Below are 14705 nucleotides of genomic sequence, written 5' to 3' on the forward strand. Positions count from 1 at the left end.
CTCAACGCGAGTGTGCAACCGGATATCCGGTAAACATTCACGGAGAGTTTGATCCTGGCTCAGGACGAACGCTGGCGGCGTGCTTAACACATGCAAGTCGAACGATGAAGCCCTTCGGGGTGGATTAGTGGCGAACGGGTGAGTAACACGTGGGCAATCTGCCCTTCACTCTGGGACAAGCCCTGGAAACGGGGTCTAATACCGGATAACACCGGCTTCCGCATGGGGGCTGGTTGAAAGCTCCGGCGGTGAAGGATGAGCCCGCGGCCTATCAGCTTGTTGGTGGGGTAATGGCCTACCAAGGCGACGACGGGTAGCCGGCCTGAGAGGGCGACCGGCCACACTGGGACTGAGACACGGCCCAGACTCCTACGGGAGGCAGCAGTGGGGAATATTGCACAATGGGCGAAAGCCTGATGCAGCGACGCCGCGTGAGGGATGACGGCCTTCGGGTTGTAAACCTCTTTCAGCAGGGAAGAAGCGAAAGTGACGGTACCTGCAGAAGAAGCGCCGGCTAACTACGTGCCAGCAGCCGCGGTAATACGTAGGGCGCAAGCGTTGTCCGGAATTATTGGGCGTAAAGAGCTCGTAGGCGGCTTGTCACGTCGGGTGTGAAAGCCCGGGGCTTAACCCCGGGTCTGCATCCGATACGGGCAGGCTAGAGTGTGGTAGGGGAGATCGGAATTCCTGGTGTAGCGGTGAAATGCGCAGATATCAGGAGGAACACCGGTGGCGAAGGCGGATCTCTGGGCCATTACTGACGCTGAGGAGCGAAAGCGTGGGGAGCGAACAGGATTAGATACCCTGGTAGTCCACGCCGTAAACGTTGGGAACTAGGTGTTGGCGACATTCCACGTCGTCGGTGCCGCAGCTAACGCATTAAGTTCCCCGCCTGGGGAGTACGGCCGCAAGGCTAAAACTCAAAGGAATTGACGGGGGCCCGCACAAGCAGCGGAGCATGTGGCTTAATTCGACGCAACGCGAAGAACCTTACCAAGGCTTGACATATACCGGAAAGCATTAGAGATAGTGCCCCCCTTGTGGTCGGTATACAGGTGGTGCATGGCTGTCGTCAGCTCGTGTCGTGAGATGTTGGGTTAAGTCCCGCAACGAGCGCAACCCTTGTCCTGTGTTGCCAGCATGCCCTTCGGGGTGATGGGGACTCACAGGAGACCGCCGGGGTCAACTCGGAGGAAGGTGGGGACGACGTCAAGTCATCATGCCCCTTATGTCTTGGGCTGCACACGTGCTACAATGGCCGGTACAAAGAGCTGCGATGCCGCGAGGCGGAGCGAATCTCAAAAAGCCGGTCTCAGTTCGGATTGGGGTCTGCAACTCGACCCCATGAAGTCGGAGTTGCTAGTAATCGCAGATCAGCATTGCTGCGGTGAATACGTTCCCGGGCCTTGTACACACCGCCCGTCACGTCACGAAAGTCGGTAACACCCGAAGCCGGTGGCCCAACCCCTTGTGGGAGGGAGCTGTCGAAGGTGGGACTGGCGATTGGGACGAAGTCGTAACAAGGTAGCCGTACCGGAAGGTGCGGCTGGATCACCTCCTTTCTAAGGAGCACAGTACCGATTGCAGGCAAACGTTCTGCACGGTCAGCTCATGGGTGGAACGTTGATTAGTTGGCACACTCGGATGTCTCCTTCACCAGTACTGCTTCGGCGTGGAACGTGATGAGAGTTCAGAAGAGTGTGCTTGGCACGTTGTTGGGTGTCTGAGGGTACGGCCGGCTGGTCGTCCTTCAAGATTCCGGCCCCAGTGAACTTGGCTTGTTAAGTCAGGGTGATGGGTGGCTGGTCGTTGTTTGAGAACTACACAGTGGACGCGAGCATCTGTGGCCAAGTTTTTAAGGGCGCACGGTGGATGCCTTGGCACCAGGAACCGATGAAGGACGTGGGAGGCCACGATAGTCCCCGGGGAGCCGTCAACCAGGCTTTGATCCGGGGGTTTCCGAATGGGGAAACCCGGCAGTCGTCATGGGCTGTCACCCATGCCTGAACACATAGGGCATGTGGAGGGAACGAGGGGAAGTGAAACATCTCAGTACCCTCAGGAAGAGAAAACAACCGTGATTCCGGGAGTAGTGGCGAGCGAAACCGGATGAGGCCAAACCGTATGCGTGTGATACCCGGCAGGGGTTGCGCATGCGGGGTTGTGGGATCTCTCTTCTGTCGTCTGCCGGCGACAGGACGAGTCAGAAACCGTTGATGTAGGCGAAGGACATGCGAAAGGTCCGGCGTAGAGGGTAAGACCCCCGTAGCTGAAACATTGACGGCTCGTTTGAGAGACACCCAAGTAGCACGGGGCCCGAGAAATCCCGTGTGAATCTGGCGGGACCACCCGCTAAGCCTAAATATTCCCTGGTGACCGATAGCGGATAGTACCGTGAGGGAATGGTGAAAAGTACCGCGGGAGCGGAGTGAAATAGTACCTGAAACCGTGTGCCTACAAGCCGTGGGAGCGTCGCATACAGCTTGCTGTATGTCGTGACTGCGTGCCTTTTGAAGAATGAGCCTGCGAGTTTGCGGTGCGTTGCGAGGTTAACCCGTGTGGGGAAGCCGTAGCGAAAGCGAGTCCGAATAGGGCGATTCAGTAGCGCGCTCAAGACCCGAAGCGGAGTGATCTAGCCATGGGCAGGTTGAAGCGGAGGTAAGACTTCGTGGAGGACCGAACCCACCAGGGTTGAAAACCTGGGGGATGACCTGTGGTTAGGGGTGAAAGGCCAATCAAACTCCGTGATAGCTGGTTCTCCCCGAAATGCATTTAGGTGCAGCGTCGTGTGTTTCTTGCCGGAGGTAGAGCACTGGATAGGCGATGGGCCCTACCGGGTTACTGACCTTAGCCAAACTCCGAATGCCGGTAAGTGAGAGCACGGCAGTGAGACTGTGGGGGATAAGCTCCATGGTCGAGAGGGAAACAGCCCAGAGCATCGACTAAGGCCCCTAAGCGTACGCTAAGTGGGAAAGGATGTGGAGTCGCAGAGACAACCAGGAGGTTGGCTTAGAAGCAGCCACCCTTGAAAGAGTGCGTAATAGCTCACTGGTCAAGTGATTCCGCGCCGACAATGTAGCGGGGCTCAAGCGTACCGCCGAAGTCGTGTCATTGCAGCGTTAAGCCCCAACGGGTGTTGTGATGGGTAGGGGAGCGTCGTGTGCCGGGTGAAGCAGCCGCGGAAGCGAGTTGTGGACGGTTCACGAGTGAGAATGCAGGCATGAGTAGCGATACACACGTGAGAAACGTGTGCGCCGATTGACTAAGGGTTCCTGGGTCAAGCTGATCTGCCCAGGGTAAGTCGGGACCTAAGGCGAGGCCGACAGGCGTAGTCGATGGACAACCGGTTGATATTCCGGTACCCGCTTTGAAACGCCCAATATCGAGCCCATTAATGCTAAGGCCGTGAAGCCGTTCCGGACCCTTCGGGGAATGGAAAGTGGTGGAGCCGTCGACCCAAGGTGGTAGTAGGTAAGCGATGGGGTGACGCAGGAAGGTAGTCCAGCCCGGGCGGTGGTTGTCCCGGGGTAAGGGTGTAGGCCGTGTGATAGGCAAATCCGTCACACATTAAGGCTGAGACCTGATGCCGAGCCGATTGTGGTGAAGTGGATGATCCTATGCTGTCGAGAAAAGCCTCTAGCGAGTTTCATGGCGGCCCGTACCCTAAACCGACTCAGGTGGTCAGGTAGAGAATACCGAGGCGTTCGGGTGAACTATGGTTAAGGAACTCGGCAAAATGCCCCCGTAACTTCGGGAGAAGGGGGGCCATCACTGGTGATCGGATTTACTCCGTGAGCTGGGGGTGGCCGCAGAGACCAGCGAGAAGCGACTGTTTACTAAAAACACAGGTCCGTGCGAAGCCGTAAGGCGATGTATACGGACTGACGCCTGCCCGGTGCTGGAACGTTAAGGGGACCGGTTAGCTCTGTTTCGACAGGGCGAAGCTGAGAACTTAAGCGCCAGTAAACGGCGGTGGTAACTATAACCATCCTAAGGTAGCGAAATTCCTTGTCGGGTAAGTTCCGACCTGCACGAATGGCGTAACGACTTCTCGACTGTCTCAACCATAGGCCCGGTGAAATTGCACTACGAGTAAAGATGCTCGTTTCGCGCAGCAGGACGGAAAGACCCCGGGACCTTTACTACAGTTTGATATTGGTGTTCGGTTCGGCTTGTGTAGGATAGGTGGGAGACTTTGAAGCCGTGACGCCAGTCATGGTGGAGTCGCCGTTGAAATACCACTCTGGTCGTGCTGGATGTCTAACCTCGGTCCGTGATCCGGATCAGGGACAGTGTCTGATGGGTAGTTTAACTGGGGCGGTTGCCTCCCAAAGGGTAACGGAGGCGCCCAAAGGTTCCCTCAGCCTGGTTGGCAATCAGGTGTTGAGTGTAAGTGCACAAGGGAGCTTGACTGTGAGACCGACGGGTCGAGCAGGGACGAAAGTCGGGACTAGTGATCCGGCGGTGGCTTGTGGAAGCGCCGTCGCTCAACGGATAAAAGGTACCCCGGGGATAACAGGCTGATCTTCCCCAAGAGTCCATATCGACGGGATGGTTTGGCACCTCGATGTCGGCTCGTCGCATCCTGGGGCTGGAGTCGGTCCCAAGGGTTGGGCTGTTCGCCCATTAAAGCGGTACGCGAGCTGGGTTTAGAACGTCGTGAGACAGTTCGGTCCCTATCCGCTGTGCGCGTAGGAATATTGAGAAGGGCTGTCCCTAGTACGAGAGGACCGGGACGGACGAACCTCTGGTGTGCCAGTTGTCCTGCCAAGGGCATGGCTGGTTGGCTACGTTCGGGAGGGATAACCGCTGAAAGCATCTAAGCGGGAAGCCTGCTTCGAGATGAGTATTCCCACCTCCTTGAGAGGGTAAGGCTCCCAGTAGACGACTGGGTTGATAGGCCGGATGTGGAAGCCCAGTAATGGGTGGAGCTGACCGGTACTAATAGGCCGAGGGCTTGTCCTCAGTTGCTCGCGTCCACTGTGTTAGTTCTGAAGCAATGAACTCCCTTTGCCGGTCGAGTTCAACTTCATAGTGTTTCGGTGGTCATAGCGTTAGGGAAACGCCCGGTTACATTCCGAACCCGGAAGCTAAGCCTTTCAGCGCCGATGGTACTGCAGGGGGGACCCTGTGGGAGAGTAGGACGCCGCCGAACAATCTTTAGCCTCAACCCCCGGACTTCGTCCGGGGGTTGAGGCATTTTTGCGTTCTAAGCTGAGTCCATGCGCTACGACCTGGTCATCTTCGACAACGACGGTGTGCTCGTGGACAGCGAGCCCATCTCCAACAGGCTGCTGGCCGGCTATCTGACAGAACTCGGGCACCCCACCACGTACGAGGAATCCGTACGGGACTACATGGGGTCGGCCATGCACCGCATTCACGAGCTCGTCGAGGAGCGCAGCGGGCAGCGGCTGCCGGCCGGGTTCGACGAGACGTTCCACGCGCGGGTCTTCGCCGCGTTCCAGGCCGAACTCGAACCCGTGCCCGGAGCCGGTGCGGTTCTCAAGCAGCTGGCCGACGCGGGGATTCCGTACTGTGTCGCCTCCTCCGGGAGCCACGAGCGGATCCGGGTGGGGCACCGCACGACGGGGCTCGACACCTGGTTCCCCGACGAGCTCGTCTTCAGCGCCGAGGACGTCGGCCGGGGGAAGCCGGCACCCGACCTGTTCCTCCACGCCGCGGCGAGCATGGGTGTCGCCCCCGAGCGGTGCGTCGTGGTCGAGGACAGCCGGCTCGGAGTGCAGGCGGCGGTCGCGGCCGGGATGGACGTCTACGGGTTCACCGCGATGACCCCGGAGGAGAAGCTCGCCGGCGCCGCCGGGTTCTTCACGGCCATGGACGAGCTGCCGGCGATATTGGGACTGTGATCCATCTACCCCCGGGTAGGTTCCGGCCCTACGCTGTGCCGCCATGACGGATGCGCGGTTGCGGCATGGGCGGGGATCCCTGGCGGTCAGTTTCTTCGTGCAGGGGGTCACCTTCGCCCTGCTCGTGACCCGAATACCGGCGATCCAGGACCGGTACGGGATCTCGGACGCCCTGCTGCCGGCGTTCCTCGCCGCCGTGCCGGTCCTGGCCGGTGCGGCCAGTGTGCTGACCGAGAAGGTCGTGGCCCGGGTCGGGCCCGCGGTGGTGCTGCGGTGGGCCCAGCCGTTCGTGCTCCTGGCCCTGCTCGGCGTGGGGGTCGGGGACTCGCTGTGGCAGGCCGCCCTCGCCCTGGGGCTCTTCGGGCTGGCGGTCGGTGCGCTCGACGCCTCCATGAACATGCTGGGGGTCAGCCTCCAGCGGGCGTACGGGCGGAGCATCATGCTCGGGTTCCACGCCTCGTACAGCCTCGGCGGGATCGCGGGGGCCTCGCTGGCCTGGGTGGGGGCGCACTGGCACCTGTCGCTCTTCGCGTCCTATCTGCCCGTGGTGGCGGTGCTGCTGCCGGTCGCCTTCGTCGGGAGCCGCTGGTACGTCTCCGGGGGCGGTGAACCGGACCCGGCGGCGGAGGCGGGGGTCGCGAAGGGGAGCGGGGTCGCCTTCACCCTGCTGCTGCCGCTCTGCCTGGTGATGACCTTCGCGTACATAGGGGACTCGACGGTCTCCAACTGGAGTGCCAAGTACCTCCAGGACGTGCTGGGCGGCTCGGAGGAGCTGGCGACCGTGCCGTACAACGCGTACATGGTGACGACGCTGCTGGGCCGGGCCGTCGGGGACCTCGGGGTGCGGCGGCTGGGGGCCGCGGCGGTCGTGCGGGCCGGTGCCGTGCTCGCGGCGCTCGGGTTCGGCGTGGTCGCGGTGGCGCCGGGCGCCTGGGCCGGGATCGCCGGGTTCACCGTGCTGGGACTCGGTCTCAGCGTGATCGTGCCGCAGACCTTCGCCGCGGCCGGCCGGCTGTTCCCGGGCGCGAGCGACGCGGCGGTGGCGCGGCTGAACGTCTTCAACTACGTCGGGTTCCTGATCGGCTCCCCGCTCGTGGGGGCGCTGGGCGACGCGTGGAGCTACCGGGGGGCGATGCTGGTGCCGATGGTGCTGGTCCTCGTGACGGTGGTGTACGCCACGTCGTTCGGCTCGCGAACGGCCCGATACGGTGGCGGGCATGAGCGGCCGCGCACTGTTGATGTGGGATGAAGCTGTCACCCGGTACGACTTCGGGTCCGAGCATCCGATGGATCCGGTACGGCTCGCGCTGACGATGTCGTTGGTGCGGGCCTACGGGCTGGACCGGTCCGTGGACGTGGTCGCGGCGAAGCCGGCGGGGGACTCGACGCTGCGGCTCGTGCACCGCGAGGACTACGTGGCGGCGGTGCGGGCGGCGTCGGCGGATCCGCGGCACGCCGACCAGGCGTACGGGCTCGGTACGGTCGACGACCCGGCGTTCGCCGGGATGCACGAGGCGTCGGCGCTGATCGCCGGGCAGTCGGTGGGCGCCGCGGAGGCGGTGTGGCGCGGGGAGGCCGCGCACGCGGTGAACTTCGCGGGCGGTCTGCACCACGCGATGCCCGGGAGCGCGTCGGGATTCTGCGTCTACAACGACGCGTCGCTGGCGATCGCGCGGCTGCTCGAACTGGGCGCCGAGCGGGTCGCGTACGTGGATGTGGACGTGCACCACGGAGACGGGGTGCAGGCGGCGTTCTGGGAGGACCCCCGGGTGCTGACCGTGTCGCTGCACGAGCATCCCCGGACGCTGTTCCCGCAGACCGGCTGGCCGGAGGAGACCGGGGCGGCCGGGCCGGGCGAGGGCGGGGCGGTGAACCTGGCGCTGCCGGCCGGGACCGGGGACGCGGGGTGGCTGCGGGCCTTTCACGCGGTCGTGCCCGAACTACTCGCGGACTTCCGGCCGCAGGTCCTCGTCACCCAGCACGGGGCGGACACGCACTTCGAGGATCCGCTGGCCCATCTCGCGGTGTCGCTGGACGCGCAGCGGGCGGTGCAGTGGGCCTGTCACGAGCTGGCGCACGAGTACGCGGAGGGGCGCTGGCTGGCCCTGGGCGGCGGCGGCTACGCGGTGGTCGACGTCGTGCCCCGGTCGTGGACCCATCTCGTGGGGATCGCCGCGCACGCCCCGGTGGATCCGGAGTCGGTGATCCCGGCGTCCTGGCGCGACGAGGTGTACGCGCGGACCCGGCAGCCGGGTCCCGGGCGGATGACGGACGGCCTGTGGCCGGTGGGCTTCCGTGACTGGTCCCAGGGATACGACCCGGCGGACCGGTTGGACCAGGCGGTGCTCGCGACGCGGAAGGCGGCCTTCCCGCTGCGGGGGATGCTGCCCTAGGCGGGTCGCTGAACGTGCGGGCGGGCGTTACGCCGACGGTGGGGTGTGCCGGGGGTTTGGGCTCCGGTGCGGGGGTGTTCCGGCAGCATCGGGAGGGTGTTGAGTACCGGGGCGCTGCGGGCGCATCTGTTGGCTGCGGGGTTGGCGGGCACGGTGGCGACGCCGCGGGAGACGAGCCTGCGGAGCTATCGGCTCTTCGCGGCGCGTGATCCGCGGGTGCTGCTGGGGCTCGATCCCACCGGGGGGTGGGGTGAGGCCGATCTGCTGCGGCTGATGGCGGACCGATGCGGGGTGTCGGACGATCCGGCGCACCGGTCGGGGCCCGACGTGATCGATCCCGAGCGGACGCTGCGGGGGCTGGACGCGTTCGCCGCGCGGGTGGGCGCGGCGGCCGTGCGGCGGGTTCCGGTGCTCCTCGGGACGGGTCATCCGCACCGTCTGCTCGGTTTCTACGTCGCTCTCGCAGACGCTTTGTCGGCGGCGGGATGTCTTGTCCTCACCCCGGCGCAGGGGCGATGTGTCGACATAACGACCCGGTTCGGCGTACGTACGTACCTCATCGACTACGTACGGGGGGTCGCGCTGGTGCGAGAACCGGGGCCGTCGGGGGACGGGCGTGTGCCGGGGGCGCATTCCCACTCCCCGCTGCCGGTCAGGGCCGCTCTGGAGAGCGCGGCCGAGGCCGGCGGGCCGCTGCCGGAGCTCGTCATCGGGGACCACGGCTGGGTCTGCGGGGCAGGTCAGCTGGGTATCGAGGCCATCGGGCTGGCCGATACGGATGATCCGGCGCTGTTCGTCGGTGAGGCGGAGGGGCAGGTGTCGGTGGCGGTTCCGCTGGACGACGGCGTGCGCCCCGCCTCCTACCGTCCGCTCACGCGCTATGTACTCAATCGAGCGTGTCTGTCACGGTAAACGGCGGGTGGTAGCTCCTCTTCCCCACTCGTACCACCCGCCCCTAGTCTGGAGAGTGAGCGCTCGGCGACTAAGGGTCACCGGAGGGGAAGCCGGTGGGCGTCGCGGCGGAAGGTACAGGTGGGTCATGGCTGCTGGCGAACGACCTCTCAACGAGGTCAAGTTTCTGACCGTGGCGGAAGTCGCCTCGGTGATGCGCGTCTCCAAGATGACCGTGTACCGCTTGGTGCACAGCGGTCATCTGCCGGCGATCCGGGTGGGCAGGTCCTTCCGGGTGCCGGAACAGGCGGTTCACGAGTACCTGCGGGAGTCCTTCGTGGGGGTGGGGACCGCGTAGCGCGAGCGCGGCGACAACGCCGGGAAAGCTCCGTATGTCCCTCGGATTACAAGCGCGGTGCTCGGGACGGTAGGCTAGGCCGACGTAGGTCGTGTGGGCCCAGACGCCCCGCACCGATCCCCGCCGGGAGGCGGGGATGTTCCGAGAAGTGAGCGAGGGTAGTCGTGGGCTCTGTTATCAAGAAGCGGCGTAAGCGGATGGCGAAGAAGAAGCACCGCAAGCTGCTCAAGCGCACGCGCGTTCAGCGTCGCAACAAGAAGTAAGGCGACCGCTGCTTCGCAGTGTTCCGTGTGTCAGACGTGGCCCTTCACCGAACGGTGAAGGGCCACGTCTTATGTGCGCGGAAATCCGGAGGCGCTACGGTGGCGACCAACGGAAGACGGACGGAAGGCGCTGATCTTGGGCAAGGTCGTGCTCGTCACCGGTGCGGCCCGGCACCTCGGGGGCCGTCTCGTGCGGCGGATCCAGCGGGACCCGGAGGTGGACCGGGTGATCGCGGTGGACGCGGTCGATCCGGCGCACCAGCTCGGCGCCGCCGAGTTCGTCCGGGCGGACATCCGCCGGCCGGAGATCGCGAAGGTCCTCGCCGAGCACGACGTCGACACGGTGGTCCACCTGGACGTCACCGGTACGGCGCTCGGCGGCGGCGGCCGGACGTCGGTCAAGGAGACCAACGTCATCGGCACGATGCAGCTGCTCGGCGCCTGCCAGAAGTCGCCGCGGATCAGCCGGCTCGTGATCAAGTCCAGTACCAGCGTCTACGGCTCCGCGCCGCGCGACCCGGCCGTCTTCACCGAGACGACGGCCGCGAAGTCGCTGCCCAGCGGGGGCTTCGCGAAGGACGCCGTCGAGGTCGAGGGGTACGTCCGCGGGTTCGCCCGGCGCCGGCCTGACGTCGCCGTGTGCGTGCTGCGGTTCGCGAACATCCTCGGGCCCCGGATCGACTCGCCCCTGACCGAGTACCTCGCGCTGCCGGTCCTGCCGACCGTCCTGGGCTACGACCCGCGGCTGCAGTTCGTCCACGAGGACGACGTCATCGACGTGCTGCAACTGGTGGCGCACGAGCCCCGTCGGGCCACCCTGAACAGCGGCACCTTCAACATCGCCGGCGACGGGGTGCTGCTGCTCTCCCAGTGCGCGCGGCGCCTCGGCCGGCCCACCGTGCCGGTGCTGCTGCCGGCCGTCACCTGGGTGGGGACGGCCCTGCGGACGGTCGGGATCACCGACTTCGCCCCCGAGCAGATCCGGCTGCTCACCCACGGCCGGGTCGTGTCGACGGTCCAGACGCGCGAGGTCCTCGGCTTCTCGCCGCGCTACACCACGGCGGAGGCCCTGGCGGACTTCGCGCGGGGCCGGGGGCCGGGGCTGCTGCCGCCCGAGCTGCTCGCGGGGGCGGTGGACCGGATCGCCGAGCGGCTGGGCCCGTCGACGGCGCGGCCGGGCGACGCCGTACCCCCTGCGCACGAGGTGCGCTCTGTTCACTCTGTTCACGACGGCGCCTGAGGAGACCGGACAGCGATGGCGGACGCCAAGGTCATTCCGTTCGACGACGACCGGTCGCGGGCCCGGCGGCGGCCCGGCGGCCGTGCCGACCGCGAGGCGGCGGCCGTACGGGCCCTGCCGGGGCCCCAGCAGGCCCACCAGGAGCCGGAGGGCGGCCGGGAGGGCGCCGGGGATCCCGGCGCGGCGGACACGGCCCCTGGCGCCTCCTCCGGCGCGGGGACGGGCGCCGGTGCCTGGGAGCGGAAGCTCGCGGGCGGGCTCGCCTTCCTGCGGCGCCGGATCACCGGCGACTACGAGGTCGACGAGTTCGGCTACGACGAGGAGCTCACCGACCAGGTCCTGATGTCGCTGCTCCGCCCGCTGTACGAGAAGTACTTCCGGGTCGAGGTGAAGGGCGTCGAGAACATCCCGGCCGAGGGCGGGGCGCTCATCGTCGCCAACCACTCGGGGACCCTGCCGCTGGACGGGCTGATGATGCAGGTCGCCGTCCACGACCACCATCCGGCCGGGCGCCACCTGCGGCTGCTTGCCGCCGATCTGGTCTTCGTGCTGCCGGTCGTGAACGAGCTGGCGCGCAAGGCGGGTCACACCCTGGCGTGCGCGGAGGACGCCGAACGGCTGCTGCGGTCCGGTGAGATCGTCGGCGTGATGCCGGAGGGCTTCAAGGGGATCGGGAAGCCCTTCGGGGAGCGGTACAAGCTCCAGCGGTTCGGGCGGGGCGGCTTCGTGTCGACGGCGCTGCGGGCCGGGGTGCCGATCGTGCCCTGCTCGATTGTCGGGGCCGAGGAGATATACCCGATGATCGGGAACGCCAGGACGCTGGCGCGGGTGCTCGGCTTCCCGTACTTCCCGCTCACCCCGACCTTTCCCTGGCTGGGGCCGCTCGGGGCGCTGCCGCTGCCGACGAAGTGGACGATCCAGTTCGGCGAGCCGATCCCGACGGACGGGTACGCGCCGGAGGCGGCGGAGGACCCGATGCTGATGTTCAACCTGACGGACCAGGTGCGGGAGCAGATCCAGCACACGCTCTACAAGTTGCTGGTGCAGCGGAGGTCGGTCTTCTTCTGATCGGGAGCATGGAAGAAGGGGCGCCCCCCGTCCGTGGGGGCGCCCCTTCTCCTTGCTAGCGAGCGTCCTCGCTGTCGATGCCGAGGCCTGGTAGCAGGCCCGGCAGGATGGGCGGAAGGGTGACGTCCGGCATCTCGGGCGTCGGCTGGCCGTCCGTGGGGGCGGTCGGCGTGCCGGTCGGGGACGGCTTGAGGAGTCCGCCGGTGCTCCCGCCGAGGAGACCGTCGTCCTCGGGCGACGAGGTGCCGGTGTCCGTGCTCGGGCTGGTGCCCGTGCTCGGGCCCGACGGGCGGGGCGGTGCGGAGTGGCCGCCGGTGGGCGGGGCCTCCTGACCGGTCGGCGGGCGCTGGGTGTCCGCGCCCTGCGAGCTCTGCGGCGTGCTCGGGCGGCCGCTGGGGCTCTCCGTTCCGATGGCGCCCTTCTCGGGGGTGCGGGGAAGCACCGACTGGAGGGGCTCGACCTCCTCGTCCATCGCGTCGAAGACGTGCGTGACCTCGCTGCCCACGTCCGCCAACTGGACGGGGAGCCGGTCGCGGATGCCGTTCCAGGTGTCCCGGTGGGCCTGGGCGAAGGAGTTCAGACGGGCCATCGGGCCGATCTCGCCGTCCCGCTGGTACGCCTGACGGAGCAGGCGGTGGCCCTCGGTGGCGTCGTGCTTCATTCCGCCCAGGACCCGGCGGATCTCGGCGAGGGACTCGTGGTCGAGGTCGCCGACGCGACCGCGCTCCATCAGTCTTCGGGCCTCGCTGAGCCGGGTGGAGGCCTGGTCGAGGTAGATGCCGCCGCGGTCCGCGTCGTCGTCCGCCATGCCCAGCTTGATGTCCTCCATGCCTCGCTTGAGCCCGTAGAGCGAGTCACCGGGAAGCGCGTCGGAGCTGGCCGCGGCCACCCCGCCGAAGGCGCCCGCCGCCACGCCGACCGTGAGGCCGCCGGCGGCGAGGCCCTTGGACCAGCGGGAACGGGGGCGGAGCTTCCGGAGCGGGGACGCCCGGTGGGTGCCCTTGCCGCCGGCGGTGCGCTGCTCGGGCACCGTGGGTGCCCCTGCCGCGCTCCCCTCCATGAGCATCGCTTCCATGGCGGCGACGAGCTGGGCTCGCTGCACCACCTTGACCTCGGGATCCAGTTGTGGCTTCGGCAGTTCGCCGAGGCCGCTCGCCAAGGCCAACAGCCGCCCCTGTTCGGCCGGGTCGGCCGGACTCTCCGGCTGCTCGGCCGCCGCGCCCTCGGACTCCCGGTCCTCCAGGGCCTGGGCGAAGGCGTTCGCCCGCCGGTGCGCCGATACGTTCGCGATCACTGGCGGCACCTCCTCTCGTCATGACGGTCGACTCCCCGGGGTGTCCGGAAGGTTGCACACCTTGAGCGCATCCACACGAAAGAGTGAGTGGCTGCGGACATGGCGTGTCCACAGGGAGCCTGCATCCCGCACAACGAGCGGCGCGGCACTTGGGTTACGCGCGAAAGATGATCGGACCAGTGCGTCATCGGGGCGTCACCGACTGTGAGTTGGGCGGGGGTCGTGGGGACGTGGGGGGAGGGGTGGAGACGGGGGCGCGGTCCGGTCCGCGGGGGCGCGTGTGGGGGGCGCGGACCGGTCAGCGGGCGTCGTCCGGGAGAAGGCGGGCCAGGGTGCGGACGGCCCGGTACTGCAGGGTCTTGATCGCGCCCTCGTTCTTCCCCATGACGCGGGCGGTCTCGGCGACCGAGAGGCCCTGGAGGAAGCGGAGGGTGACGCACTCCTGCTGCTGGGGGTTGAGGCGGCGGACCGCGTCGAGGAGTGCGGCGTTGGAGAGGGACTCCAGGACGGAGTCCTCGGGGCTGCGCTCGACCTCGTTGGCGTCGAGCATCTCGCCGGTGGTCACCTCCAGGCGGAAGCGGCTCGACTTGAAGTGGTCGGCGACCAGGTTCCTGGCGATGGTGACGAGCCAGGCGCCGAAGTCGCGGCCCTGCCAGGTGAAGGTGGAGATCCGGCGCAGGGCGCGCAGGAACGTCTCACTGGTGAGGTCCTCCGCGGTCGCCTTCCCGCCGACGCGGTAGTAGATGTACCGGTAGACGGTGTCGCTGTACTGGTCGTACAGGCGGCCGAAGGCCTCGGCCTCACCGGCCTGGGCGCGCTCGACCAGGTCCATCATCCGCGCGCTGTCGCTGTCGGCGGTGGGGCGGCGGGGGGTGGTCGAGGTTCCGGATCGGGCACCGCGTCTGCCCACGGCGGCGCTGCCGTCGGCCAGGGCGTAGCAAGGCCCGGCGGGTGCCGTTGCGGCGAATGCGAAGGCGGGGACAGGGCCGGCGTACGCGGTGGGGACGAAGCCGCGCAAACGGTCGAGGACCGTTGCGCGCAGCGTAGCCAGGCCCGAGGTGTCAACCCCGACGTGTGGGTACACGGGACTCCCAGAGGCAGAGCTTCCATCACGTGCAGTGCGGGACCGTTCACCCGTCGTGACGACGTGAGGGGTCCTTTGTGCGTCCCAGGAGAATAACGCTTCGTACAGGCAGCGCTACACCCAGTTGCTCAAATCACCGGTTCCGTCGGTTCCGTTACTGCTTGCAGTCGGAACAAGGTGCGTTTGGTGACCGGTTGTTGATCGGTTTGCTTTCGAGTGTGACTGTGCGGGCGTTGCGTTGTGC

General features: G+C 66.6%; 10 protein-coding genes and 3 rRNA genes. 11 read left to right on the plus strand and 2 right to left on the minus strand.

The window, feature by feature from the left end; all coding sequences use genetic code 11:
- Positions 1–36 precede the first annotated feature (36 nt).
- The 11 genes from ACY0MR_RS20805 to ACY0MR_RS20855 all read left to right on the plus strand — a co-directional run bounded on the left by ACY0MR_RS20805 (position 37) and on the right by ACY0MR_RS20855 (position 12083).
- A 16S ribosomal RNA gene (locus tag ACY0MR_RS20805) occupies positions 37–1562 on the plus strand.
- Positions 1563–1845: 283 nt separating this feature from the next.
- Positions 1846–4965, plus strand: a 23S ribosomal RNA gene (locus ACY0MR_RS20810).
- Between the two features lie 73 nt (positions 4966–5038).
- Positions 5039–5155 (plus strand): 5S ribosomal RNA (gene rrf, locus ACY0MR_RS20815).
- The 16S, 23S and 5S rRNA genes sit together here, the layout of an rRNA operon.
- Positions 5156–5222: 67 nt before the next feature.
- Positions 5223–5870, plus strand: coding sequence for an HAD family hydrolase (locus ACY0MR_RS20820; protein WP_473554634.1), 648 nt, complete (start codon positions 5223–5225; stop codon positions 5868–5870).
- 43 nt (positions 5871–5913) lie between these two features.
- Positions 5914–7119 carry an MFS transporter gene (locus ACY0MR_RS20825; protein WP_473554635.1) on the plus strand — a complete coding sequence of 402 codons (1206 nt, stop codon included), beginning with the start codon at positions 5914–5916 and terminating at the stop codon, positions 7117–7119.
- On the plus strand, positions 7088–8263 hold the full coding sequence (locus tag ACY0MR_RS20830) for an acetoin utilization protein AcuC (protein WP_473554637.1): 1176 nt from the start codon (positions 7088–7090) through the stop codon (positions 8261–8263). The genes ACY0MR_RS20825 and ACY0MR_RS20830 overlap by 32 nt, the downstream gene beginning before the upstream one ends.
- Positions 8264–8359: 96 nt before the next feature.
- Entirely contained in the window at positions 8360–9175 is an 816-nt protein-coding gene (locus tag ACY0MR_RS20835) for a phosphatase (RefSeq protein ID WP_473554640.1), read from the plus strand.
- Positions 9176–9302: 127 nt separating this feature from the next.
- Positions 9303–9512: a helix-turn-helix domain-containing protein gene (locus tag ACY0MR_RS20840; RefSeq protein ID WP_015034391.1), complete on the plus strand. Its 210-nt coding sequence runs from the start codon at positions 9303–9305 to the stop codon at positions 9510–9512.
- Positions 9513–9676: 164 nt separating this feature from the next.
- The gene (locus tag ACY0MR_RS20845) at positions 9677–9775 is read left to right on the plus strand and encodes a 30S ribosomal protein bS22 (protein WP_003948845.1); all 99 of its coding nucleotides are present in this window, start codon (positions 9677–9679) and stop codon (positions 9773–9775) included.
- A 136-nt stretch (positions 9776–9911) separates the two neighbouring features.
- Complete coding sequence (locus ACY0MR_RS20850) at positions 9912–11015, plus strand: NAD-dependent epimerase/dehydratase family protein (protein WP_361859241.1); 1104 nt, start codon at positions 9912–9914, stop codon at positions 11013–11015.
- Between the two features lie 15 nt (positions 11016–11030).
- Complete coding sequence (locus tag ACY0MR_RS20855; RefSeq protein WP_392866049.1) at positions 11031–12083, plus strand: lysophospholipid acyltransferase family protein; 1053 nt, start codon at positions 11031–11033, stop codon at positions 12081–12083.
- Positions 12084–12138: 55 nt separating this feature from the next.
- On the opposite strand, the gene ACY0MR_RS20860 is transcribed toward ACY0MR_RS20855, so the two are convergent.
- Both ACY0MR_RS20860 and ACY0MR_RS20865 read right to left on the minus strand, forming a co-directional pair.
- Positions 12139–13377, minus strand: coding sequence for a DUF5667 domain-containing protein (locus ACY0MR_RS20860; RefSeq protein WP_388806774.1), 1239 nt, complete (start codon positions 13375–13377; stop codon positions 12139–12141).
- Between the two features lie 298 nt (positions 13378–13675).
- Positions 13676–14461 carry an ECF subfamily RNA polymerase sigma factor, BldN family gene (locus ACY0MR_RS20865; protein WP_361859232.1) on the minus strand — a complete coding sequence of 262 codons (786 nt, stop codon included), beginning with the start codon at positions 14459–14461 and terminating at the stop codon, positions 13676–13678.
- Positions 14462–14705 lie beyond the last annotated feature (244 nt).

The sequence above is a fragment of the Streptomyces sp. JN8 genome (genome assembly GCF_055808075.1).